The sequence below is a fragment of the Microvirga yunnanensis genome (assembly GCF_025460875.1).
In genome coordinates, this window is the sequence record NZ_JAMXFI010000030.1 from 1 (window position 1) to 24,920 (window position 24,920).

Consider the following 24,920-nt stretch of genomic DNA (forward strand, 5'->3'; position numbering starts at 1 on the left):
TGGCGTGTCGGCCCAACTTCTTCCTGCCCGTGCGGGTGCTCTCGCGGCTGTTCCGACGCCTGTTCCTGGATGGGCTTGCTCGCGCTCAGGCGGCCGGGCGCCTGGGCTTCTTCGGAGCTCAGGCGCATCTGGCCGAGCCGGAGGCGTTCGGCGCCCTTCTGGCGGCGCTGCGGCGGATCGAGTGGGTGGTCTACTGCAAGCGCCCGTTCAGCGGGCCCGAAGCGGTGCTGGCGTACCTGGCGCGCTACACGCACCGCGTGGCGATCTCGAACTCCCGGCTGATCGCCTGCGATGCGGAGGGGGTCCGCTTCCGCTGGAAGGATTATCGGGCCAAGGAACGTCAGCGCACCAAGGTGATGCGGCTGAGCGTGGATGAGTTCATCCGTCGCTTTCTGCTGCACGTGCTGCCTGACGGCTTTCACCGCATCCGCCACTATGGCTTGTTCGGCAATGGCGTGCGTCAGGCAAATCTCGCTCGTGCGCGTGCGCTGCTGGCGGCGGCCGACAAGCCTCTGGCCGATGCTCCTGCACCCGACGCCTTGATCGCGCCGTCGCGGTGTTGCCCGTGCTGCGGCGGGCGCATGATCCTCATCGAGCGGTTCGCCCGCGGATGTGCACCGCGTTCTGCGCCCCCTCACCCGATCTGGATCGACACTTCATGACCTCCCGCCGGCCCGCCCCTGACCTTTATGCGGCTGATGACGGGTGCTGCATCCGGTGCACGGGCGCTCGCTGTATTGCCTTGTGCGGTGATCACCACGCAACCCCATCCGTGTCGTTGGCACTCCAAGAGTTTCCTCAGCCGGACTCGCGGCAGCCTTCACAGCGAATTCACCCACACCGGATCCGGTCAGTGATCGTTGCTCAGCACCCGATGCCGACGCCACAATCCCCATAACATCCGCAGCGTCAGCACGGTGCTCCGCGGTTTCCTCCTTTGAGGCTTGTCGAACGCCTGCCGCTCGTGCCGCGGTTCCGTTCCGCCGCGGCAGGCATCCAACAAGCCTTAACAAACTCGGTAGTAGCACGGTTTTGAATGAAAGTCCGCTCATCCCAGCAGTGCGGAAGTACGGCTAAGGTCAGCCCCGTGCGATGACCCGCCATTCGCGGGGAGCATCATCACCGGACCGCCGATAGATGTCCGAATTCGCCGCTACCTGGATCTTCCTGCCGTATCTAAAAGGCCGCTCTTGAGCTTGTGGGATACCGGCTGATATGCCTAAGTTTGCAGTATTCAAAACTCTGCAAGCTGATGATTGAGGGGCCATGGATCCGCTGTCGTTCACGCCGGGACTGACCTTGGTGAATGCCTTCAATGACGAGACGTTTGTCTTCACCACGCCCGAGAGTACCGAGGCGGCCGAATTCGAGGTCCGCCTGGGACCGGGAGGCTCCGGTGGCGGCAATGCGATGGTCCATATCCATCCCAAGACGGACGAAACCTTCACGGTTCGGTCGGGCCGGCTGACCGTCTCCATCGATGGTCAGATGCATGAACTCCGACCCAGTGAGATGATCACGGTTCTCGCCGGGAAGCCGCATTTCTTCCGCAACGCTCATGACGGTAACACGGTGGTGATCATCCGCTTCACGCCAGCGCAACATCAGCTGCGGTTCTTCCTGAACTTCGCCACCATCGCACAGAACCGCCCCGAATGGTTCGGCTCCAAGGGAGAGCCCAGCTTTCTGCTGATGGCGCTCACCCTCCACACCTTCAAGGACCACTTCTATGTGGCCGGCCCACCGGTCTGGGCGCAGAAGATGCTCTTCGCAACGCTCGCGCCCATTGCGCGGCTCATAGGCTACAAAGTCGTCATCAGTCCCTGAGCGGAAGCCGGCGGTCTCTCACCCGCCCGGCTGCTGTCAGATTGTCACGCGGCTGCCATCGAAGCGCGTGAAGGAGAAGCCGTCGAAGGGTTCGCGGAGGGTCATGCGCTCGTCCCGCAGCATGGCGATAGCCACCTCCTCGCCGAGCGCCATTGAGGCGGAAGCGTCAGAACGCCAGTGGATGCCTGCCCAATTCCGTCCGAACCCGAAATTCACCGCAAGCTTGTTCAACTCTCCACCAACCGTGAGCGGCGGGCCGCTATAGGGCACGAGCCTCGTCGGGTCAGCCGGATCGGGTTGTACCGGGTTGGCGACGACGCGGCTCTCGTCGAAAAACGCCTTTAATATGGTAGCCGTGACAGCGCCAACGCTCGTGGCCCCGCCGGGATAGGTGGAGTGAAGGGGCGCAGCCTCCGGATAGGTTTGTGACAAAAGATAGGTGCCGTATTTGGCTTTACTGCGATCGAGGGCTTCCGATTTCAGGAAGTCATCATGCAACGGGTAGTCGGTCACGCCATTGGCGAGGCGATGGTGCGCCAGACCGCCGTAGGCTTCCGGTCGCACAGTCCGGTGCACGAAATATTTCTGCCAGTAGGACGCGCGGACGGAATTACTGATCCCCGTGGCGAGGAGTGCCTGCACATAGCCCAACCCGAAGGTGGCACCCGCAGGGGTTTGGGTCTTCGATTTCCGATACGGGTTTGAGGGATAGGACACGGCCTCTGCCGGCGGAAACATCCCGGCGTAGTGTTGGTCCGTCCCACCACTGGGGGTCGCAAGGATCAGTGCTGCCGCCCACCCGAGGGCAGGACCACTGTGGATGTACTCCGCGAGATCTCGTCCTGTCGTGATGTATCGCGGTGTCGCGTCAAACTGCAACTGGCGTTTCGGTGCGGCGCCGTTCTGGATCGCCAGCCATTCCTCGTATTCGGTCAGGAATTCGTTGGCGGGCAACGCGGTGCGAATTTGAGCACTCATCCACTGTGCGGCATAGGGCACGTCCCGGAGCAGGAATTGTGAGATCAGCGGCCCGTCCAAAACGCCTGGAGGCGTGACGGAGCGGCCCTTCGGGTCGGCCGGATCGAAATAAAGCACATTGGCACGGAACAGCGTCCCGGGTGTGACCCGCCCGCCAGACTTCGGCCCCCGGAAATCCGCAAGCTTGTTGAGTTCTTCGGTTGCTGCAAGCACGTCGCGGTTGGAGGTGTCGTCGCGCAATTCGGTAAGCGGAACATCACGCAGCAGGGATTGCCAATAGACCTCGACCGCCTCGCCGCCGCGCTCTGCACTTGCAAGGGCTGGTGCCGGCGGTATCGCAATCTGAGTAGGGTTTATTCCACTGAGACTGACAGCCTGTGTGCCTATGGGGTTGACCAGTTTGCGGGTGCCGCCGAGCGGGATCTTCTCGAAATCAGCGGGATCACCCGATTGGCAAGCGGTGTAGAGGGCCCGCCAGGCCGCTTGCTCCACTTCGCCGCGTCTGTCGTGCGGCAGCCCCCGGGAATCGGAACCGATCTTGTTGGGGTAGCGCGCCTCATCGCCATTCGTCGGGTGGGGCGCGATGGGAATTTTCTCGTTGTCGCTCGCACAGATCTCTCGGACTTCGAAAGCGCGGCGCTTGAACGCCGCGTCGAGCGGTCGCGGGTCCGCGCTCACAGGCTGTGCCGCGGCCGGGGCGATCCCGGGCATGCTCAGCGGAGGCGCAAGCACGGCGGCGCCAACCGTGATGCCCGCCCCGCCGAGCAGCGAGCGGCGAGTGACCGCGGGGGGCAACAGAGCCGGCGATGCCCGATTGGATTCAGTTGAAATGATGGGGTGGTCAGCCATGGAGATCTCCTCCCTAGCAGGCACCGCTCTGGGTCGGTGTTTCTCCCTTTTCAGGATTTAACCGGTATTCCCCAGACAGACGGCCCGTTGGCGTGCCTTCGGAAGCAGAATACCCCTGGCGGCGCTATCTGAACAGCACCAAAAGGCTGTTTCGCGGCCTGAGCCCTCTGTTTATGGGAGCCATGCCCCTGTCGCGTATCCTGAGGTCCTGGCCTAGAGGAATACATGACTGGCATGCTTCCTATCTATCATGCCGCCTTCCTGGATAAGGTTTGCGGCATCCTCCCAACTGACCCACGCATCCATGCCCTGCTGGCCGGCGGCTCCCTGATCCACGGCCGCTTGGATGAGTTCTCTGATCTCGACTTCGTTGTCGTCGTTGAGGAGAGTTCTTACCCTGAGGAGCTGCGGCCAGAATGGAGATGGCTCGCCGCCTCGACCCCTTGCTGGGTGCCTTCACGGGCGAGCACGTCGGGGATCGCTGCTTTCTGTTCTGCTTCGATAGGCCCGAGCTGCTGCATATCGACTTGAAGTTCGTCACGATGCCGGATTTGGATCGGCTCATTGAGCGTCCGGTTGTCCTCTGGTCGCGGGATACAGCGGCCGTCGAGGAGGGATTGAATCGCGCGGCCATTTCCTGGCCGAACCGGGATCCAGACTGGTTTGAAGCCAGGGCTTGGACTTGGCTTCACTACGCAGCCGCTGGCGCTGGCGATTGCCCTGCCGTCAGGATAACCGAGGGAGTAGGTCTTCAGACCTTCATCTCGATGCGGATACCGTGGAGGGTCTGGTCGGAGCCGTTGAGCACACGACCCGCCGGCTGTGGGGCCATGTGAACGACGAGACATCCCTTGCCGTCCCAGGATTGAACGGCCTGGATCACGTCGCGATTGGGTGGCAGTTGCGTGCCGTCCGGCGCGAAATCGTAAATCGGCGGCTTTATCGCGTCGAACACGAACACGGACGGCCAGCGATGGTGATGGACGGGTTCCTCGTCGTTCGGTTGGAGGGTGACCTCAAGAACCCGGAGCCGGTCGTTCTCGAACAAGACCTTGTGGTGGTCCGGGGCGGCAATCACAGCATCCAGTGCCGGATCCCAGGTTGAAGGATCGATATTCCCGCGGTTGCTTGCCATGGCGTTCTCCCTTGTCGCCCCCGAGCCGACGCCAACCAGCACTAATCTACCAGCACTCTGAAGCTTCTGGGAGCGGCCAATCCTGCGTTAGTTTCCGACATGGTCGCTCTTGGAATACGCGGCGGCAACGGTTTTACGGGCGTCGATCCGGCCCCATCTCAAAGCGCTCCTGGCTCTTGATATCGGTGGTCCAGGGCAGGACCGAACGGCACCAGATCTGCCTTCGTGGCACCAGGTCGTACCGCTGCTGGATCGTTCCAACCCGCAGGTTGTAGACCTTGGGTTCGTCACCCTCCGCGGTCGAGTAGATGGGCGACCCACACTCGGGGCAGAACCCGTGTAGCCGTCGCGCTCCACTCGTTCCAATCTTCACATAGTTCTTCACCTGACCCGAGAGCAGCGTGAAGGCCCCCTTACGCGTCGGAGCCACGGTGCGGAAGGCTGATCCCGAGAGCGTCTGGCAGTCGGTGCAGTGGCAGAGCCACACTTTCTCGGGCTCAATCTCAGCCTCGAAGGTGATGAAGTCGCAATGGCAGCGCCCGTCGACCTTCATGGCACCTCTCCTGTTCGTTTCAGAGACGCTCCCACATCGAGGCGGATCAGGCTCCTTGGGGTCTCACCACAGCTTCGCCTGGCAACGGGAGCGGCGGGTTTGCGCTGTCGACAAACTCCACAGTCTTAAAGATCAGTTCGGTGTCCCCGATGTTCTCCAGGTCGTGGACCTTGAACTCTCCTGGTCCGTAGGTGAGATGGCTCGTCTGGCCGGCCACATAGGTGGCCTCCACCACCGAGCCGTCCTGTTGGTGCGAGCGCGCTGTTCCAGGTGCTATCGCAACCCAGAAGTAGTCCAGAACATGGCGGTGGAAGCTGAGGCGCTCTGAGGGCTTAGCCGGACTTCCCAAACCCGGACCCGGCCGTCGTGCGACAGGAGCCACGTCCCCACGCAAGGATTGAACTGGTTATTTATGAATTCGTCTTGGCGTGCGGCTGACCACGTTGCGCTTGGTTCAAGAAGCTGTGGCATTCGGACCTTCGTTGTGAGCACCGTATCCTAGTTCTGGAATGGGGAGCATCCCAGGCCCTCGCCTCCTCCATTCACAAGGGAGCCCCAGATCAGCCCAGGCGTCCAACTTCCAATCGAACGCTCTCTGCCTTGGGAGTCTTGAACTCGACCCGAATGCCCCGAACCCCGTGCGGCGCGTCAGCCGCGGCCTCAATGGCGTGCAGACGTTGCGGTGGCAGGCGCAGGGCCCGGGGCAGCACGGGGTTGATCGGCGTTCCGCCAGAGGCAGGGATCTCGTGCCCGTCCGCGTCGAAGTTCCGGTAGTTCGGCCGGGCCAGAACGATCATGAGGCTCGGCCAGCGGTGGTGATGTAGGTTCTCGCGCTCGCCAGGTGCGACGCCGACCTCCAGCACCCGCACGTAGTCGTCCTCAAAGAGGAGGCGATGATTGGCCGGTGCGGCGACCAGCGCATCCAGATGGGCGGCCATTCCCTATCATCAGTCTCAGGCATGTGGCTCTCCAGGAAGAAGCACATGCTCATGATGCCATCAGCACGGTGCGAAAAATAGGTCCCTCGAGAGCAGCCAAGGTCGGCTCAGGGTCAAGCCATGAGGGTCCCGCTGCTGCACGAACGGCAGCTCTGACCGCCGAAGCCGACACTGCTTAGGCAGGGAGTACTCCCCCAAAGCTCTCGTGGACCACAGCTGAGCCATCTACACTCAAACACACAGAATCAGGAGGGTCCGCGCATGCGCCAAAGTCTGTGGCTTCTCTCCCTCGGCGTCTCGATGTTCGCCAGCGTGGTCCAAGCCGCCCCTTACATGATCGTGGGCAATGACGAAAAGCTCGTCTGGGACGACCAAGGTAAGCCCGTCCTCTCTCCCGCAGGCCGCGATAGCGTCTTGATCATCGACCTAGCATTACAGTTGCGCCTGCCGGTCATGGGCACATAATCTCCGGATCGGACCCAGGAGGCTGCCATGACGGGTGTGGCCATCGAGCAGATGCTCGAACTCTGGTGTGTGGAGTTGCGTCAGGTCAAAGCTCATCTCCAATCCCTGTTTGCTCATCCCAGTGTCGGCGCCTCGGCGGCGGCTTTCCTCGATGGGGTGCTCGGGCCGGAGCGGCGCAAGACCGGCTGGATGCGGGCCGAGGCCGCGGGCGACTCGGGGCCGTGGCGCCAGCAGGCGGTGCTCGGCCGCAGCCACTGGGACGCCGATGCTCTGAGAGACATGGTGCGCGACTATGCCCTCGAGACGCTCGCCTCCCCCGGGGCGGTGCTGGTCCTCGACGAGACCGGCTTTCTCAAGCAGGGCCAGCACTCCTGCGGCGTGGGCCGCCAGTACACCGGCTCGGCGGGCAAGATCACCAGCTGCCAGATTGGTGTGTTTGCGGCCTATGTGTCGGACAAGGGCTGCGCCTTCATCGACCGCCAGCTGTATCTGCCCAAGGATTGGATCAACGATGCCATCCGGCGGCAAGCCGCTCATGTTCCCGACAGCCTTCGCTTCGTCACCAAGCCTGAAATCGCCGCCGAGATGATCGCACGAGCGCTGGCCGCGGGCGTTCCGTTCGACTGGGTGGCCGCCGACACGATCTATGGTGTGGGAGCCATCGAGAGGCAGTTGCGCCGGGCCGGCAAGGGCTATGTGCTCGGCGCCCAGGCCGCTGACCGGTTCAACTCCTGGGACAAGAGCCCACCGTTGGCCGGCACGGCCGCAAAGATTGCTAAGGCTCTGGCGCCTGAGGCCTGGCAGCGCCTGTCGGCGGGAGACGGCACCAAGGGAGCACGCCTGTATGACTGGGCTTATCTCGAACTCGCCGATCTTGCGGCGGAGGAATACAACGAGGCGCTCACCGGCCTGTGGACGCGCGGCCTGCTGATCCGCCGCAACCTCTCTGATGGGGATCTGGCGTTCTTCTCGACCTGGTGTCCGGCCGGCACGCCGATCGACACGCTGGTGCAGGTGGAAGGCCGGCGCTGGGCGATCGAGGACGCGTTCGAGACCGCCAAAACCGAGTTGGGGCTCATCCACAACGAAACCCGCTCGTGGCACGGCTGGCATCGGCATGTGTCGCTGGTGATGCTGGCGTTTGCCATGCTGGCGGCGGTGCGCGAGCGCGCCAACAGCTTCACCTCACCCCAAAAAAGAAGCGACGAAGCCAGGCTGCAGCGTTGGTATGCTGGTCTGTCCAGGAAATCCGCCGCGTGGCCACACGCCTCCAGCAACGCCGGATCGAGCCTGCCTTTGTAATCGCCTGGTCCGCGTGGCGCCGCGCGCATCAGGCGATGGCGCAAACATCACACCGCAAGCGAAGGGCGCAACTGTAATGTTAGAGCGCGTTGACATTCAGGATTCCCGCGGGCTCGCAAGTCTGATTCAAGCTCCTTTTGGGAGCGGAGGTTCGGGTGAGCGGAGTGCGTCTGATTTGGAAAGATCACCAATGGGATCGGATGGAGCCGCATCTGCCAGGCAAACGCATGGATCCCGGCCGAACGGCGGTCGATAGCCGGTTGTTCGTGGAAGCCGTGCTCTGGTTGGCCCGAACCGGGTCGCCGTGGCGGGATCTGCCGGAACTCTTCGGCAACTGGAACAGCGCCTTTGTGCGCTTCTCGCGCTGGTCCAAGAGGGGCGTCTGGGACCGGCTTTTTGCCGCCATGGCCGATGAGCCCGACTTCGAATACATCATGATCGACTCAACCATTGTCCGGGCGCACCAGCATGCGGCGGGCAAAAAGGGGGGCCTGAGGCTCGTGCGATCGGACGCTCCCGTGGCGGGCTGACCACCAAGATCCATGCCGTCGTCGATGCTTTGGGCAATCCGCTCCGCTTCATCCTGACGCCGGGACAGGCGAGCGATATCACTCAGGCTGAAGCCTTGATCGCTGATCTTCCCGCCGACCATGTCTTGGGCGACAAGGGCTACGACGCCAAGCCGTTGCGCGAGGCCATCGAAGGCCAGGAGGCCGTGCCGGTCATCCCGCCCAGGACAACCTCGCCACAAGTCCCCTGCGACTACGCCCTTTATTGCGAGCGCAACCTCGTCGAGCGCTTCTTCTTGAAAATCAAGCACTTCAGGCGCATCGCCACCCGCTACGAACAGACCCCGCGGGCGTTCATGTCACTCCTTTGCCTCGTCAGCGCATTCATCTGGACCAAATGAATGTCAACGCGCTCTAGACGCATTGCGGATATTTTTCACCAAGCAGGGACTTCGCCAAAAGGTACAGGGTCGACGGATAATAGAGGCTCGGCTCGAAGGTCTTCAGCGAGTCGGGAACAGGCGTTCCGTCGAGCGCACAGGCGAATGCCGCGGGCAGGATGGCGTAGCCTTGATCGGTCAGTCGCTCCCGGACCTGTCCGGTCACCACATTGACCACGGCAACCCCTTCGTTCTCCGCAGACCAGCGCTGCTTGAGAGCCCTCAGCCACTCCAAGTCAGTCATCCCAGCTCTCAACAGGTAAAGCGGTATCCTTAACGAGTTGTAACCGAACTCGGGAGGAAAACCATCCGCCGGCTGGGGCTGAAGTCCGTTCTGGAGCGAAATCCAGTCGGCTGGGAGCCTGATGCGGCCCGAAGTCCCCTGTTGTAGAAGCATGACCCCGTCCCGCCAGACGCGGCTCCATTCATATTCGGGCGCCAGGGCCGCAAGGACCGGAAAGGCCTCGAAAACCCAGTAGGAGAGGTTGACGACCGGGCCGTCGGGACGGTCACCCGAGCCGAAGCCTAGGACGCCGGGCAGGAGGATCAGGGAGCGCCCGCTTCGGCTGAACGTGCTTTTGCCGATCGCCTTGGCGAGCTTCTGCGCGGCTGTCGTGTAGCGCGGCTCATGCCAGGCGGATCCGGCCTTGGCCAACGCATAGGCGATGAGCAGATCGCCGTCGGAGGCGTTGTTGCGATCGGTGACCCGCGGCTTGCCCGCGGGATCCCATTTCCATGCGGCCAGGCCGTCGTCCCGGATAAGAAGTTCGGTGAATGTGAAATGCCAGATCTGCTCGAAGGAGCGTCTGTCGGCGGCCGCCAGAGCAAGCAGCAGCCCGTAGCCCTGGCCTTCGCTGTGACTGATGTTGCCGTTGGCGGTATCGACCACCCGCCCGGTATCCTCCACGAACCGCGAGCGATAAGCCTCCCAGTCCGCCGGGGAGACGCTCCCGACGACGTTCAAAGGCTGAACGGAAAGGCTCTGGGATGAAGCCATCGACGCCACCAGAAGGGAGAAGGCGGCGACGATCCAAGGCAGGAGCCGGGCAGGCGAGGGCGTCCGGTTCCTCATGAGCGGCGCCCCAGACGGTTCAGGAGCAGGGAGGTCGCGATGCCCAGGAACGCACAGCAAGCCAGCAAGAGAATCGCATAGGGGAGAATGTTGGCGGACATCCAGTTTGCCGCGACGAGCGGCAGATTCGTCAGGGAGGGGGGCAGCGTCTGCACGAAGCGGTAGTCCTTGATCGGCTCGATTTGCAGCTTCATCTCCCGGGGTTCGAGGGCCACGGCCCGGCCTGCGACCTGGGACCAGAGCGTCGGATTGGCCAGGCGGGCCGTTTCGGCCGCCAGACCCTTATCCGTCCGGGCCGTCACGAGGGTCCAGACCCCGGATGATTCGGTGCGGCTTTGCGCGATGAGCAGGGAGGCGCGCTGCGGCGGCTCGTAGGGGGCCTCGGTGCGCTCATCCAACGACAGGGAGCGGAGGGAGAGGCTGAAGGTCCTTTCCAGCCAGTCCTGCACCGTACCGATCGTCTGCTGAACGACACCGCGCCTTTGGAACGTTTCCGACCACCGCTTCCGGACTTCGTCGGTCGAGGCTGCGGCGAGACGGTCGGGGGAAACCTGAGCGGCCGGAAGGCTGAAATCCGTGCTCGCCGTCTGCTGGCCGGTCTTTTCGCCGGCCGCCGGCGTCGAGGGCCAGATCATGCGCAGATGTTCCGATACCTTCACGCGGTTGAGCAGACCTGCGGGGATCTGATCGACAGCGCCGATGAAGAGCACGGATTCATCATCCGCCGATGCCGCGTTGGAGAACTGCGCGCGCACCGGGGTGCCGGCACTGCGTGCCATGCGGGCGAGCAGGGTGCCGGCTGCGGAATAGTTCGGGGGATCGAGCCGGGCCAGGACCACCGTCGTCGGAAGGTCGTCGTCCGGAAAGTGACCTGCGCTCATGACGGCGAGATCCGGCAGACGGCCGATCCGCCCATAGGTGGGAAATTCGAGCGTGGTCGTATCGAACAGGACGAAGCGGTTCGCTTCGGACAGGGTTTCTCCGGGGGCGCAACGCTCGTCCGCGTCCGTCAGCAGGATGGCCTCGACGGTGATGTGGTTGAGCCCCGACTTGAAGTTCTTGAGAGGCACTCTGATCTTGTGCCGCCGGACGATGTCTCCTTGCGAGGTGATCGTCATCTGCGTGCTGATCATGCCGTTGACGAACACGTTGACATGGCTGCCCGGACGCACGGCTGACGTGTACGCCGCGTCGAGATTCAGGATGGCCTCGCCATATTCCGTGGCGTAGAAGTCCGATGGCAGGTTGATGGAAAAGCCCGTCTTCAACCGCCGCCCCGAGAATTCCTGCGTCGGGACACCCAGATCCGCGAAACGGAAGGATTGCGCGCCGAAGGCGGTCGGAACCTCCGGCCATTGCCACGAGGCGGTGTCGATCATGCCGCGCTCGGTCTGCGTGGCATTGATGCCTCTTGCGCCAACGATGCCGATAGCGGTGTCGAGATCCTGCCAAGTGGGTCCGGACACCACCAGGGTCGAGCCCAGGGAGCCTGTCTCCTGCATCATCATGGTCAAGGGCTGAACCATGGCGGCATCCGGCACGCCTGAAATCAAGCCGCGCAGCTCGCTGGCCAAGCCCATGGCGACCTTGATCGTCCCGACCGGGGAAGGACCGGGATCGGCTTCCACCACCTGGATCACAGGATGGGCATAGCGTCCGCGCAGAGCAACGAGCTGTACGAGGCGGAGCAGCCGGTCCCGGACTTCCGGGCGGTAGATCTTGGGGGCGACCACGCGAATCGTCGTCACGCCCGTATTGTCGACGCCGACGGCCGGCAGGTCGTCAAGGCCGCGCAGCGTCTTGGTCGCGCCGTCCGCGAACACGAGCTTCGTCGAGGCCGAGTCCACATCCGTCCAGAGCTCGTAAGTGGCCTCGATCGTGCAGTCGGTCCGGTGACGCTGGAAAGCTTCCATCCGGATGATGTTCTGCCCGGCCCGCAGGAGGCCGGGGCGGATCGAAGCCGTCATGTGCTTGACGTCGGTTGACGATGAGATCGGCGTGTCGACGACCGACTCGCCGTTGATGGCGATTCTCAAGCGCGACCCTTCGGGCATCACCACGACGGCATTCTTGTAGCCGAGCGCGATGCTGGCCCCACTCGAGGCCTCGTCCTGAGTCAGATGAAAGGTCCAGGACCGTGCATCCGTCTCGCCCTCGAGGCGGATCGTCTCGAACGGAAGCACCGGCCGTTCAATGCGGGCGGGGTTGCGGACCGCCGCCGTTCCCGTCGCGGGTGGTGCGGCGGGTCTGGCGGGAGATGTCCCGGCCTGGGCTGGAGGGGCCGCGGGAGCCGGACGTTGCGGGCTCAGAGCGGATGGTGCCGCCGTGCCGGATTGCGGCGCAGGCGCTGCTGCGGGAGGGGGCGAGGGCGACGGGCCGGGCTGGCGCATCTCGAAGGGCGCCGCGGACGGGGCTTGCGGCCCCGGATCCTGCTGCGGCGCGGGCCGGATCGTCGATGGAGCGCTCGCTCCGTCGGGCGACATGCCGAAGGGAGCCTGTGCGACAGCGTTCTGCGCGACCAGGGCCTGAGCGGCCAGCAGAGGGAAGATCAAGACCCGACGCACGATAGACCTCTACTTGACGGCTGGAGCCACGGCCGGCGCCGGAGGGTTGGAGGCGCCGATCCTCTGCAGGCCGAAGAAATAGGAGAGGCCTCGCCCAGTCTGATAGAACGCGACCATGAAGAACCAGAGCGTGCCGCGGAGGACGCCGATGTCATGGTGCCGGTTCTTCTGGAATTCGCTCCATTGATCCGCATTGGCGAAAACGAGATCGGCGATCATCCGACGATGTTCGGGCTTCTCGATCATGAATCGGCAGCCGAGCAGCAGGCCCTTGTCGTCCATGCCGACCTTACGGATCTCCATCGGCAGATGCTGGACTGGAAGACTGGTGAAAGGCTGGAATTCGAGCGTGCCCGACGCCCCCTTCTTCAGCTTAGGCTCGGCGGAAGGCGGGACGTGAACTCTTGCGCCGCCGACGGAAACGTCTCTCAGGACCGCATCGATGATCTCATCGCCCATGATGAAGCGGCAGGGCCGTTCGACCCGCACCCGGTGGCTCTGGCGCCGCGTGGCCCGCTCCGACACCACGCCGAGGGCACAGCCTGCGATGATGAGGTTGAGAACGTTCCAGGCGCCCGTCACCAGGGTGAGGTCGGCCTTGTAGGGCTCCGCCCAGACGCGGATGCTGGTGGCGATGACGCCTAGGATCAGAATGCCGAAAATGATGAAGTAGGGCGTCCCCAGTTCCGAAACGCGGCTTTCCTCCATCGATTCATTCTTCGCCGTGACCTTGAAGGTGGGTTTGCTGGGATTTGCGATCACCGAAAGGACTGCGGGCAGCAGGTAGATCGTCTGGATGTATTCGTAGAGGTCCGAGATCCACGGCCAGCGATAGCGACCATAGAGATAGTTCTGCATCATGAAGTTCACCATCATGTAGGTGAAGGTGTAGGCGAGGAATTCGCCTCCGGATGCAGTGAAGATTTCCAGCGAGAAGAACAGATAACAGAGCGGCGAGACGAGGAAGCAGAACCGCGAGAAAGGAAACAGCCAGAACATGCTGCTCGACATGTAGCAAAGGCGCTGCGAGATCTTCAGTCCGCGTTTGAAGGGCGGGAACTTGTAGCGCAGGATCTGCATCATGCCCTGAGCCCAGCGTGACCGCTGACCGATGAAGCTGGCGAAACTGTCCGGTTGCAGACCCGCAATCAGCGGCTTGTCCACATAGACGCTCGTCCAGCCGCGGGAATGGAGTTCCAGGGCCGTCTCGCAATCCTCGGTGATGCTCACGCCGCTGAAGCCGTTGGTCTCCTGGAGGGCCTCGCGTCGAAGCACGGCGGCCGAACCGCAGAAGAAGGCCGCGTCCCACTTGTCGAGACCGCGCTGGATCACCCCGTAGAACATCTCGTTCTCCGACGGCATCGTCTGGAAGGTGCCCAGATTGCGCTCGAGCGGATCTGGATTGATGAAGAAGTGTGGGGTCTGAACCAGAAACAGGTTCTTGTCCGTGGTGAAATATCCGACCGTTTCCGTCAGGAAGCTGCGCGCCGGGGCATGGTCGGCATCGAACACGGCCACCAAGTCCCCGGTCGAGTGCTCCAGCCCATTGTTGAGATTGCCGGCCTTGGCATGCAGGTTGCGTGCCCGGGTCAGATACTTGACCTCCATGAGGTCACAAAGCGCCTGCAATTCGGCCCGCCGCTCGCGGGCCTGCTGGGCCGTGGCGACATTGCTCGAATTGCACTTTTCGTCCGTGCCGCCGTCGTCCAGAAGCCAGACCGTAACCTTGTCCGTCGGGTACGTCATGGCTTTTGCGGCCGCCAGGGTCGTGGCCAGGAGATCGGCGCCCTCATTGTAGCTCGGGACGAAGACATCGACGGTCGGCAGATTTTGCGGGTCGATCTGCGGTGCCTTGCGCGATTTCAGGGGGCTCGACACCACGAAAAGGCTCAGGAACAGCATCATGACGCTGTACATCTCGGCCAGATACAGCAGGAAGCCCGGGATGAAGCTCGCGATCTCCGTGATCGGCGGGATCGTGCTGGTGGTGCGCCAGAAAACGTAGCGCAGGACGATCGCCGTACCGAGAGCCAGTGCGATCAGGCGCCAGATGCCCTGGGCGCGGAAGAACTTGAGGATGATCATGCAGGCCACGACCGTGAGGCCTGCAACGAGATGTGCCTGGAGGCTGATGGGGAGAGCTACGATCGAGACGATCAATACCGCCGCCACAGCCCACAAGGCCACGATAAGACCTGCCCGCATCGCCTGGATTCTCAGCTAAGATGTTCGCGTGGGAGATTGCACGCTTAGTCCAAGACTAAAGTCGGGTCCATTAATATATCGCCAGTGTTGATTAGGCCTAATGTCACAGCAGTAAATAGAGCGTTATCTCATGCAGTAACGTTATGAGAATGCTCGCGCTACTGGGCGGGCGGCGGGACGACCGGGAACCCGGCCGGCGGCGCCGTTTCCAAGGGGGCAGGGACTGGCGCGGCCGGCGCGACCGCATCCCTGTCGACAGCACGCCTCGGCACTCCCGCAGGAACGGACCGGCGAGGCTCGCCAGACACGATCCGCCGGCGAACGACCGTCGTGCCTCCTCCGCGGTCACCGAGTCCCAGGGGGTACATGGGCGCATCCCGTTCCCCGAAACTGGCCGGCGGCGAGGGCGGATCTCCGTACGGATTCCACGATTCCTGACGATAATAGGCCGCGATCGAGTAACCGTAGAAGACACGCAACAGTTGATCGACACTGGCGTCTGCATCGCATAGACGCAACCGGACCGAGACGGCGCCACCAGGCACGAAGATCGCCGGCTCGCCGGGCTCGATCCGCTGCCAGGCATAAAGGCACAGGTCGCCGGTGGCGGACCGTCCCGTGGCGAAGCCGAAGGGGCCTAACCGGTTCTGAACGTAGACCAGCGAGGTTTCCATCTCGACGCCCGGAATACGCTCTTCCATCTCTCTCTGAACTCGGTCCGGCGTCAGAGTGGGGAGGGACAGGCTATCGGGGATATCCATGCTGCCGGAGGTATTGTTCAGCAGGCTGACATAGAAGGCGTTCTGCCCCGTCGTCCGTGAGGCCGTCGAGAGGGCGATCTCCTGCGAAAGGCCGTTCTGGTACTGCTGCTGCAAGACAGCAACGACGGATGGACCGCCGGGTGGCGGAACGACGATTGCGCGCGTGGCTGGGACTTCCGTCATGAGGCTCGCAAAGCCCAGATCCGAGCGGCCCGCGCAGGCAGCGACCGTCATCAGAGCCGCGCCGGCAGCAAGAAGACCCAATGACTTGCGAAACTTGGCCGCTCCCCAAGCGACCGTGCCCGTCTGCGATGCGGACCGCGAAACACCGGGGTTCGTCTGATGCGGAGGGATCAAGGCGGTCATGAAGGACTTTGATAAATCTGGAGCCGGTCGCCCGTGAGGACAGGTCTTCTGCGGATCAGCCCGTCCGGTCGGATGGTTAATCAGCTATGACCAGTCATGGTTAACGAACCGTAAGCATTACGGCCAGAGCGGAATAAAATCCGACCGCGGGTGACGACCGTCTTGAACCCGCGCACGGGAAGGCATACAAGCTGCACGCCTCCGGTTCTCACGGCCCGAGGTGCTCTCGGATCCTTTCTGCCCGCATTGCCTGACCCGTTCCTGCCATGGGCGGGCCGTTTTCTCTATCCCGGCCTGCGGTCGGGGCCTAGGAAAGCCGTTCTCCATGAATTCCGCCTTTTTGCGCAATGCGCTCGTCCTCGGCATGCTCTCGGCGGTCGGGCCTTTCGCCATCGACATGTATCTGCCGTCCTTTCCGGCCATCGCCCGCGAATTCCAGGTCGACGTCAGCGCCGTGCAGATGAGCCTGATGAGCTTCTTTCTGGCTGTGGCGGTCTGCCAGATCGCCTATGGGCCGCTCTCCGACCGGTTCGGCCGCAAGCCGCCACTCTATTTCGGCCTGGGGCTCTTCATCCTGGCGGGGATCGGGTGCAGCTTTGCGCCGAATGTCGAGACGCTCATCGCTTTCCGGTTCCTCCAGGGCGTCGGCTCCTGCGCCGCCATGGTGATCCCCCGGGCGATCATTCGTGACCTGCATACCGGGCATGAGGCGGCCCGGCTCATGGCGACGACCATGCTCGTCTTCAGCGTCTCGCCCATTCTGGCGCCCCTTGCCGGCAGCACTCTGACGGCGTTCTTCAGCTGGCGGGCCATCTTCTGGGCCATTGCAGCCATCGGCCTGGCGGGCCTCGCTGTCGTCCTCTTCCTCCTGCCGGAAACCCACCGGTCGAATGCCGGGGGAAAAGGCGTCGCGCAGGCCTTCGCGACCTACAGAAGCCTCCTGAAGGACCGCCGTTTTCTGGGGCTTGCCTTCATCGGCGGCTTCAGTCAGGCGAGCTTCTTCGCGTATCTGGCTGGATCATCGGTGATCTTCATCGAGCATTTCGGCCTGACTCCCTCGGCCTACAGCATGGTCTTCGCGTCGAACGCCATCGCGTTCATCGGCAGTGCGCAATTCAACAGCTTCTTCATGCGACGCTTCGGGGCGGAGCGGGTGGTGAGAACCGCCATCTCGGCCTTCGCCGCCCTGGTGATCCTGCTGTTCGCGCTCACGATTCTCGGTGTCGACAACGCCTATGTTCTGTGGGGGCTGCTCTTCGTCTCCTTCGGCTGTCTCGGCTATGTCATTCCCTCGACCGCCGTGCTGGCGCTCGAGGAACACGGTCCGGTCGCCGGAACCGCTTCGGCGCTCATGGGCACCCTGCAGCTCAGCACCGGTGCCGTCATCATCGTGCTGGTCAGCGCCTTCTATAATGGCACGCCGCTTTCGATGGTCAGCGCCATCGTGGTCTGCGGGATCGTGGCATTCACCCTGAGCTTCCGCACCATGAAGCCGAAGCAAGCCTACCCCTGACGGATCTTTCCCAGGATCCAGTCGCGGAAGGAACGCAGGAGCGGCGTCTCCGCCTTGTGCTCGGGATAGACGAGATAATAGGCGCCGCCGCTGACGAGAGCATGGGGAAACAGGATCTCGAGACGTCCTGAGGCGAGTTCGTCGGCGATCAGGAAATGCGGGATGAGTGCGGCGCCCAAGCCCGCCGCCGCGGCCTGGGCCACCATGGCGAACTGCTCGAAGCGGGGGCCGCGCAGAGGATTGCCGGCCTCGACGTCGACGCTGGCGAACCACTCCGCCCATGCGGTCGGCCGGGTGCTTTGCTGAAGCAAGGTGGCACGGGTGAGATCCTGAGGCGAAAGCAGGCCTTCCCGCTGCCGGTAGACCGGACTGCAGACGGGCACGACTTCCTCGGTCCTGAGAAGCTCGCAGACCGCGCCAGGCCAGTGCGGCTCGCCGAAATGGATGGCCGCATCGAAGGGCTCGGCGGCGAAGTCGAACGGGACGAGGCGTACGCCGAAATTGACCGTTGCGCCGGGATGGCGGGCGAAGAAGTCGGGGATGCGCGGGATGAGCCAGCGCGTGCCGAAGGTCGGCAGAGTGGCGAGGTTCAGAACGCCGCTCGTTCCGGAAAGCGCAATCGCCTGATGGGTGGCGTTGGAGAGTTCGGACAGGGTGCCGCGCACCTGGGAGGCGTACATGCGTCCCACATCGGTGAGCACGACCCGCTGTCGCGTGCGGCTGAACAGGGAGACCCCGAGGGATTCCTCCAGCTGCTGGATCTGACGCGAAACGGCGCTCTGCGTCAGGTTCAGCTCCTCGGCGGCTCTCGACACGCTGCCGTGACGGGCCGTCGCCTCGAAGGCCAGGAGGTTGCCAACATTGGGCAGAAAGCCGCGACGAAACAAACCTTCATTCCATTTCAGAATAACCTGCTGCGAAGATGTCGATTTACATTTCTCCTGTCCAGCGCGATTTTGCCGCCCAAATTCACAGCCTTGGTGAGCCTTCACGGCTGACCGCGCACGCTCTGGGAAGGATGATTGTCATGGCCGGTGCTCAGGATTACGCGAAGCTCAAGTGGGACGACCCGCTCCTCCTCGACGATCTCCTGACGGATGACGAGCGCATGATCCGCGATACGGCTCGCGCCTATGCCCAGGAGAAGCTCCTGCCGCGGGTGATCGAGGCTTATCGCGAGGAGAAGACCGATCGCTCGATCTTCAACGAAATGGGTGAATTGGGACTTCTCGGCGTGACCCTGCCCGAGGATTACGGCTGCGCGGGCGCCTCCTACGTGGCCTACGGCCTCGTCGCGCGCGAGGTCGAGCGGGTCGATTCCGGCTATCGTTCGATGATGAGCGTGCAGTCCTCCCTCGTCATGTACCCGATCTATGCGTATGGGTCCGAGGAGCAGCGCCGGAAATACCTGCCGAAGCTCGCTTCCGGCGAGTTCGTGGGCTGCTTCGGCCTCACGGAGCCGGACGCGGGGTCCGATCCGGCCGGCATGAAGACCCGCGCGGTCAAGACCGACGGCGGCTACCGGCTGACCGGTTCGAAGACGTGGATTTCCAACTCTCCCATCGCGGACGTCTTCGTCGTCTGGGCCAAGTCGGAGGCCCACGACAACCAGATCCGCGGCTTCGTCCTGGAAAAAGGCATGAAGGGCCTCTCGGCGCCGAAGATCGGCGGCAAGCTCTCCCTGCGCGCCTCGATCACCGGTGAGATCGTCATGGACGGCGTCGAGGTGGGCGAGGATGCCCTCCTTCCCAACGTGTCCGGACTCAAGGGACCCTTCGGTTGCCTCAACCGGGCCCGATACGGAATTTCCTGGGGTTCCCTGGGCGCCGCGGAGGATTGCTGGCACCGGGCGCGCCAATACACCCTCGACCGCAAGCAGTTCGACCGGCCGCTCGCCGCGACGCAGCTCGTGCAGAAGAAGCTGGCCGACATGATGACCGAGATCACCCTCGGCCTGCATGCTTCGCTTCGGGTCGGCCGCCTTTTCGACGAGGGCCGCGTCGCGCCCGAGATGATCTCCCTGGTCAAGCGCAACAATTGCGGCAAGGCTCTGGAGATCGCCCGCCAGGCCCGCGACATGCACGGCGGAAATGGTATCCAAGAGGAATATCATGTCATGCGCCATGCGCAGAACCTGGAAACCGTGAACACCTACGAGGGCACCCATGACGTGCACGCCCTGATTCTGGGCCGCGCGCAGACGGGCCTGCAGGCTTTCTTCTGAGAAAGGGCATGTTGCTAGGCGCCTCAAGGCTCGTGTTTGAATAGGACTCGCTTATGCAGAATATAGGTATAGTGGGCTCGGGGCAGATGGGCAGCGGCATCGCCTATGTGTGTTCGCTCGCCGGATTCAACGTATGGCTCCATGATATTTCCATGGATCGGATTAATGCCGGCCTCGACTCAATCAAAACGAATATGATGCGGCAAGTCGAAAAGGGAATTGTCTCACACCGTGAAGGGAGTGCCGCCCTTGAGTGCATTAAGCCAGCATTTTCCTATCAAGATCTCTCCACCTGCGATCTCGTCATCGAGGCGGCGACCGAGAACGAGGAGGTGAAGCGCAAGATCTTAACTAGCCTCTGCCAGTCTCTACGACCCGACGCGATACTCGCCACCAACACCTCGTCGATATCGATCACCCGACTGGCAGCCTTCACCGACCGGCCGGAACGCTTCATCGGCATCCACTTCATGAATCCGGTGCCGGTGATGCAGCTCGTCGAGCTGATCCGCGGCATCGCCACCGAGGATCCGACCTACGAATCCGCCAAGGAGTTCATCGGCAAGCTCGGCAAGACCTCCACGGTTTCCGAGGACTTTCCGGCCTTCATCGTCAACCGGATCCTGCTGCCGATGATCAACGAGGCGATCTACACCCTCTACGAGGGCGTCGGCTCCGTGGAGGCCATCGACACGGCCATGCGGCTCGGCGCCAACCACCCGATGGGCCCGCTCCAGCTTGCCGACCTCATCGGCCTCGATACCTGCCTGTCGATCATGCAGGTGCTCTATGAGGGCCTGGCCGATTCCAAGTACCGCCCCTGCCCGCTCCTGGTGAAGCACGTGGAAGCCGGCTGGCTCGGACGGAAGACGAAGCGCGGCTTCTACGATTACCGGGGCGAGAAGCCCGTCCCAACACGTTAGGGCTGGATGCTGATGACTAGTCAATTCGACGCTTCAATCGCGAAGCAGGCAGTACTCCATCATCTTTTTGAGGATCAAAGGCGACAATTCCTAGTCGAACAGGAGCGGTTCGTGAACGAAATTCCTTCCTCTGAATTGCAACGGGAACGCTAGACAATGAAGATTGGAGCTCCAAAGGAGATCATTGCCGGTGAGAGTCGGGTTGCGCTGACGCCCGAGTCCGCCCTCCAGCTGCAGAAGCTGGGTCACACCTGCTTTGTCGAGGCCGGGGCAGGGGAGAAGGCGGGCTTCTCGGATGCCGCTTATGCTGCTGCTGGGGTGAGCATCTTACCAGATGGAGTTGCCCTCTACAGTGCCACCGACGTGATCACGAAGGTGCGGCCGCCGACGCAGGTTGAGGTCCACCAACTCCGCCAAGGCCAGACCCTGATCTCGTTCTTCTACCCAGCTCAGAGCTCTGAGCTTCTGGAGCAGGCAAGGGAACGTGGCGCGACCGTGATCGCCATGGACATGGTGCCGCGCATCTCGCGTGCCCAGAAGATGGACGCGCTCTCGTCCATGGCCAACATCGCCGGCTACCGGGCGGTGATCGAGGCCGGCAACCACTTCGGCCGCTTCTTCACCGGCCAGGTCACCGCCGCCGGCAAGGTGCCGCCCGCCAAGGTGCTGGTGGTGGGCGCCGGCGTCGCTGGTCTGGCGGCGATCGGCACGGCGACCAGCTTGGGCGCTATCACCTATGCCTTCGATGTGCGGCCTGAGGTCGCCGAGCAGATCGAGTCCATGGGGGCGCAGTTCGTCTTCCTCGAATTCGAGCAGACTCAGGACGGGGCCGCCACCGGCGGCTATGCCGCGCCGTCCAGCCCCGAGTTCTGCGAGAAGCAGCTCGCCAAGTTCCGCGAGCTCGCCCCCGAGATCGACATCGTCATCACCACCGCCCTAATCCCCGGCCGGCCCGCCCCGAAGCTGTGGACGGCCGACATGGTCCAGGCCATGAAGCCCGGCTCGGTCATCGTCGATCTCGCGGCTGAGCGGGGCGGCAACTGCGACCTGACCGTGCCGGACGAGAAGGTGGTCACCGAGAACGGCGTCACCATTATCGGGTACACCGACTTCCCCAGCCGCATGGCCGCCCAGGCCTCGACGCTGTACGCCAACAACATCCGCCACTTCCTCACCGACCTGACGCCGAACAAGAATGGGGTGATCGTCCATAACATGGACGATGACGTGATCCGGGGCGCCACGGTCACGCACCAGGGCGCGATCACCTATCCGCCCCCGCCACCCAAGGTGCAGGCGATCGCGGCCGCCAAGCCCAAGGAGAAGGTGAGGGAGCTCACGCCGGAGGAGAAGCGGGCTAAAGAAGCAGAGGCCTTCCGGAGTCAGACCAAGACCCAGGTCGGGCTGCTCGTCGCGGGTGGGCTGCTGATTGCCCTGGTCGGCGCCTATGCGCCGGCGAGCTTCATGGCCCACTTCATCGTCTTTGCGCTCGCCTGCTTTGTCGGCTTCCAGGTGATCTGGAGCGTCAGCCACTCCCTGCACACGCCGCTGATGGCCGTGACCAACGCCATCTCGGGCATCGTGGTGCTCGGCGCCCTGCTGCAGGTCGGCTCTAGCCACTGGCTGGTGGTCAGCCTGGCGTCTCTGTCCTTCCTGATCGCCACCATCAACATCGTCGGCGGCTTCCTGGTCACCCGCCGGATGCTGGCCATGTTCCAGAAGTCGTGAGGATCGTCCGATGAGCTTTGGTCTTGTCTCTGCCGCCTACGTGGCGGCCGCCGTCCTGTTCATCCTCTCCCTCGGTGGTCTGTCGGGCCAGGAGAGCGCCAAGCGGGCCGTGTGGTACGGCATTGCCGGCATGGCGCTCGCCGTGGGTGCCACCGTGTTCGGGCCCGGCGTCGGCAACTATGCGGTCATTGCCGCCATGCTGGTGATCGGCTCCGCCCTCGGATGGTATGTGGCCAAGAAGGTCGAGATGACCGAGATGCCGCAGCTCGTGGCCGCCCTGCACTCGTTCGTCGGTCTCGCGGCCGTGTTCATCGGCTTTAACGCCGATCTCGAGCTCACCCGCGTGCTCGCCCTGGACGAGGCCTCGCGGCAGGCGCTGACCGGTTTTGCCGGGGTGCTGGCGCACAAGACCGGGGTGGAGATCTCCATCCTGCGGGTCGAGGTGTTCCTGGGCGTGTTCATCGGGGCGGTGACGTTCACCGGCTCGGTGATCGCCTTCGCCAAGCTCGCCGGCAAGGTCGATGGCAAGGCCAGGAAGCTGCCCGGCGGCCATGGGCTCAATGCCGGGGCAGCGCTGCTCTCGCTCGTCCTGCTGGTGCTGTACGTGCAGGGGGCGGGCATCTGGGCTCTGGTGGCGATGACGCTGCTGGCGTTCTTCATCGGCTACCACCTGATCATGGGCATCGGCGGGGCCGACATGCCGGTGGTGGTCTCCATGCTCAACTCCTACTCAGGCTGGGCAGCGGCGGCGATCGGCTTCACGCTGGGCAACGACCTCCTGATCGTCACCGGTGCGCTGGTGGGCTCCTCCGGTGCGATCCTGAGCTACATCATGTGCAAGGCGATGAACCGCTCCTTCATCTCCGTGATCCTGGGCGGCTTCGGCGCCACCACGGGTCCGGTGATGGCGATTGCCGGCGAGCAGATCGCCATCGATGCCGATGGGGTGGCGACCGCATTGGAGGAGGCCGACAGCGTCGTGATCGTGCCGGGCTACGGTATGGCCGTGGCGCAGGCGCAGCAATCGGTGTCGGAGCTGACGCGGCGGCTGCGGGCCAAGGGCAAAGAGGTGCGCTTTGCCATCCACCCGGTGGCCGGCCGCCTGCCGGGGCACATGAACGTGCTGCTGGCGGAAGCCAAGGTGCCGTACGACATCGTGCTGGAGATGGACGAGATCAACGAGGACTTCCCGGAAACGGACGTGGTGATCGTCATCGGCTCGAACGACATCGTCAATCCAGCAGCGCAGGAAGATCCGAACAGCCCGATTGCCGGCATGCCGGTCTTGGAGGTGTGGAAGGCCAAGCAGGTGTTCGTCTCGAAGCGCGGGCAGGGGACCGGCTACTCCGGGATTGAGAACCCGCTGTTCTACAAGGACAACACCCGCATGTTCTACGGCGATGCCAAAGCCAGCATCGATCTGCTCGTCCAGGCAATCTGAAGCGGATGATGTGAAGACTTCTGCTGCAGACTCACGTCATCGTTCGATAGGTGTCGCTTGAATGCCGTTTCTTACTGAACCAGACCCGGAGCGCAGAGTAGCTCTGCCGGTCATTCCGGGCATTTCACGGATTGTCGCTAACAACCCCAGCCTGATGACCTACCATGGCACCAACACCTATCTCATCCAGGCAGACGAAGGCTTTATTGTTCTCGATCCAGGGCCTGATGATGAAGGTCACCTCGATGACATTATGGCCGCTACTCAGGGGCAAGTCTCTTCGATCCTTCTCAGCCACACTCACTCGGATCATCTCGGCGCGACCGCTGCCCTCAGGACACGTACTGGTGCGACTACTTACGCTTTCCATCTCAGTGCTGACCCCGCCTTCTCGCCCGATGTTCTGCTGCGGGATGGTGATACGGTGGCAGGAATGACAGCCATTCACACGCCAGGTCATGCCAGCGATCATCTCTGTTTTGCCCGACCGGATGGACTTGTCTTCAGTGCCGATCATGTCATGTCCTGGTCAAGCAGCATCGTCTCGCCTCCTGGCGGTGATATGGCTGCCTATGTCGCAAGCCTGCGTCTGATGCTGCCGCGCGACGATTACCTCTACTTGCCAGGGCATGGGCCGCCGCTGCCGAACCCAAGGCCGTACGTCGAAGAGCTTCTCAATCACCGCATCAAGCGTGAGGAGGCTATCCTGCATGCGCTCCGCATGGAGCCCCATACGACCTGGAACCTCGTGGATCGGCTCTACTCGAAGTCGCATCTCTGGCTGAAACGTGCGGCCGAGCGGAACGTAGTAGCCCATCTGCTCAAAATGCAGATGGAAGGACTTGTTGTACAAGAAGGGGATTGCTGGCGGGCGAGAGATAGCTTCAGCTCTCAGTAAGGATTTGGAATGAGCTGCAGCCTGCTCCTGCTCGCGCGCGGCGCGTCCGACCTCCTCCTAAACAGAGAGATGATGGCAGCGTTGAGAGGACAGACAGCCGCAGCCCTGACGGGTCGACGATCCGAGGTAACAAGAGGTTGGGGTCCTTCGTTAAGATCGAGCAATTCTTCTCAACCATGTGCGTGGCAGACAAAGCTGTGCCTCCTTGTGCCCGTTATAGGCGGTATAT

At 63.0% G+C, this 24,920-nt stretch carries 21 protein-coding genes; 11 read left to right on the top strand and 10 right to left on the bottom strand.

What is annotated here, in order from left to right:
• Both NF876_RS16310 and NF876_RS16315 read left to right on the top strand, forming a co-directional pair.
• Window positions 1-662 (top strand): IS91 family transposase (locus NF876_RS16310; protein WP_262269840.1); only part of this gene is annotated, 662 nt, incomplete at its 5' end.
• 604 nt (window positions 663-1,266) lie between these two features.
• Window positions 1,267-1,827, top strand: a complete 561-nt coding sequence (locus NF876_RS16315) for a cupin domain-containing protein (RefSeq protein ID WP_262269841.1) — start codon at window positions 1,267-1,269, stop codon at window positions 1,825-1,827.
• A 36-nt stretch (window positions 1,828-1,863) separates the two neighbouring features.
• Here the strand turns inward: NF876_RS16315 and NF876_RS16320 are convergent, their stop codons facing one another.
• The 5 genes from NF876_RS16320 to NF876_RS16340 form a co-directional block, all read right to left on the bottom strand.
• Entirely contained in the window at window positions 1,864-3,654 is a 1,791-nt protein-coding gene (locus NF876_RS16320; protein ID WP_262269842.1) for a twin-arginine translocation signal domain-containing protein, read from the bottom strand.
• 751 nt (window positions 3,655-4,405) lie between these two features.
• A complete protein-coding gene (locus NF876_RS16325) occupies window positions 4,406-4,789 on the bottom strand; it encodes a hypothetical protein (protein WP_262269843.1) in 384 nt (127 codons plus the stop codon).
• Window positions 4,790-4,922: 133 nt separating this feature from the next.
• Complete coding sequence (locus NF876_RS16330; RefSeq protein ID WP_262269844.1) at window positions 4,923-5,342, bottom strand: GFA family protein; 420 nt, start codon at window positions 5,340-5,342, stop codon at window positions 4,923-4,925.
• A gap of 46 nt (window positions 5,343-5,388) precedes the next feature.
• Window positions 5,389-5,577 carry a hypothetical protein gene (locus NF876_RS16335; protein WP_262269845.1) on the bottom strand — a complete coding sequence of 63 codons (189 nt, stop codon included), beginning with the start codon at window positions 5,575-5,577 and terminating at the stop codon, window positions 5,389-5,391.
• A 325-nt stretch (window positions 5,578-5,902) separates the two neighbouring features.
• Window positions 5,903-6,280: a hypothetical protein gene (locus NF876_RS16340; RefSeq protein ID WP_262269846.1), complete on the bottom strand. Its 378-nt coding sequence runs from the start codon at window positions 6,278-6,280 to the stop codon at window positions 5,903-5,905.
• Window positions 6,281-6,541: 261 nt separating this feature from the next.
• Between NF876_RS16340 and NF876_RS16345 the strand changes: the two genes are divergently transcribed.
• The 3 genes from NF876_RS16345 to NF876_RS16355 all read left to right on the top strand — a co-directional run bounded on the left by NF876_RS16345 (window position 6,542) and on the right by NF876_RS16355 (window position 8,957).
• Window positions 6,542-6,745, top strand: coding sequence for a hypothetical protein (locus NF876_RS16345; RefSeq protein ID WP_262269847.1), 204 nt, complete (start codon window positions 6,542-6,544; stop codon window positions 6,743-6,745).
• Between the two features lie 27 nt (window positions 6,746-6,772).
• Window positions 6,773-8,047: an IS701 family transposase gene (locus NF876_RS16350; RefSeq protein WP_262269848.1), complete on the top strand. Its 1,275-nt coding sequence runs from the start codon at window positions 6,773-6,775 to the stop codon at window positions 8,045-8,047.
• A gap of 200 nt (window positions 8,048-8,247) precedes the next feature.
• A protein-coding gene (locus NF876_RS16355) for an IS5 family transposase (protein ID WP_262269849.1) occupies window positions 8,248-8,957 on the top strand; the annotation gives its coding sequence in 2 pieces (ribosomal slippage) (window positions 8,248-8,527 and window positions 8,527-8,957; 711 coding nt in all).
• A 13-nt stretch (window positions 8,958-8,970) separates the two neighbouring features.
• Here NF876_RS16355 and NF876_RS16360 read toward each other — a convergent pair.
• From NF876_RS16360 to bcsN, 4 genes are all read right to left on the bottom strand, one after another.
• Complete coding sequence (locus NF876_RS16360) at window positions 8,971-10,068, bottom strand: family 8 glycosyl hydrolase (RefSeq protein ID WP_262269850.1); 1,098 nt, start codon at window positions 10,066-10,068, stop codon at window positions 8,971-8,973.
• Window positions 10,065-12,632 carry a cellulose biosynthesis cyclic di-GMP-binding regulatory protein BcsB gene (locus NF876_RS16365; RefSeq protein WP_262269851.1) on the bottom strand — a complete coding sequence of 856 codons (2,568 nt, stop codon included), beginning with the start codon at window positions 12,630-12,632 and terminating at the stop codon, window positions 10,065-10,067. The genes NF876_RS16360 and NF876_RS16365 overlap by 4 nt, the downstream gene beginning before the upstream one ends.
• Window positions 12,633-12,641: 9 nt before the next feature.
• Window positions 12,642-14,837 (bottom strand): UDP-forming cellulose synthase catalytic subunit, encoded by a 2,196-nt coding sequence (gene bcsA / locus NF876_RS16370; RefSeq protein ID WP_262269852.1) that lies wholly within the window; start codon window positions 14,835-14,837, stop codon window positions 12,642-12,644.
• Window positions 14,838-14,995: 158 nt separating this feature from the next.
• On the bottom strand, window positions 14,996-15,964 hold the full coding sequence (gene bcsN / locus NF876_RS16375; RefSeq protein ID WP_262269853.1) for a cellulose biosynthesis protein BcsN: 969 nt from the start codon (window positions 15,962-15,964) through the stop codon (window positions 14,996-14,998).
• Window positions 15,965-16,289: 325 nt separating this feature from the next.
• Here bcsN and NF876_RS16380 point away from each other — a divergent pair, with 325 nt between their 5' ends.
• Window positions 16,290-17,477 carry a multidrug effflux MFS transporter gene (locus NF876_RS16380; RefSeq protein ID WP_262269854.1) on the top strand — a complete coding sequence of 396 codons (1,188 nt, stop codon included), beginning with the start codon at window positions 16,290-16,292 and terminating at the stop codon, window positions 17,475-17,477.
• Here NF876_RS16380 and NF876_RS16385 read toward each other — a convergent pair.
• Window positions 17,468-18,364: a LysR family transcriptional regulator gene (locus NF876_RS16385; protein WP_262269855.1), complete on the bottom strand. Its 897-nt coding sequence runs from the start codon at window positions 18,362-18,364 to the stop codon at window positions 17,468-17,470. The genes NF876_RS16380 and NF876_RS16385 overlap by 10 nt on opposite strands.
• A gap of 140 nt (window positions 18,365-18,504) precedes the next feature.
• On the opposite strand from NF876_RS16385, the gene NF876_RS16390 reads away from it, so the two are divergent.
• The 5 genes from NF876_RS16390 to NF876_RS16410 all read left to right on the top strand — a co-directional run bounded on the left by NF876_RS16390 (window position 18,505) and on the right by NF876_RS16410 (window position 24,691).
• Window positions 18,505-19,701: an acyl-CoA dehydrogenase gene (locus NF876_RS16390; RefSeq protein WP_262269856.1), complete on the top strand. Its 1,197-nt coding sequence runs from the start codon at window positions 18,505-18,507 to the stop codon at window positions 19,699-19,701.
• A 53-nt stretch (window positions 19,702-19,754) separates the two neighbouring features.
• Window positions 19,755-20,624 (top strand): 3-hydroxybutyryl-CoA dehydrogenase, encoded by an 870-nt coding sequence (locus tag NF876_RS16395; protein WP_262269857.1) that lies wholly within the window; start codon window positions 19,755-19,757, stop codon window positions 20,622-20,624.
• Between the two features lie 156 nt (window positions 20,625-20,780).
• Complete coding sequence (locus NF876_RS16400; RefSeq protein ID WP_262269858.1) at window positions 20,781-22,352, top strand: Re/Si-specific NAD(P)(+) transhydrogenase subunit alpha; 1,572 nt, start codon at window positions 20,781-20,783, stop codon at window positions 22,350-22,352.
• 10 nt (window positions 22,353-22,362) lie between these two features.
• Window positions 22,363-23,793, top strand: coding sequence for an NAD(P)(+) transhydrogenase (Re/Si-specific) subunit beta (locus NF876_RS16405; protein WP_262269859.1), 1,431 nt, complete (start codon window positions 22,363-22,365; stop codon window positions 23,791-23,793).
• A 61-nt stretch (window positions 23,794-23,854) separates the two neighbouring features.
• Window positions 23,855-24,691: an MBL fold metallo-hydrolase gene (locus tag NF876_RS16410; protein WP_262269860.1), complete on the top strand. Its 837-nt coding sequence runs from the start codon at window positions 23,855-23,857 to the stop codon at window positions 24,689-24,691.
• The last annotated feature ends 229 nt before the right edge of the window (window positions 24,692-24,920 follow it).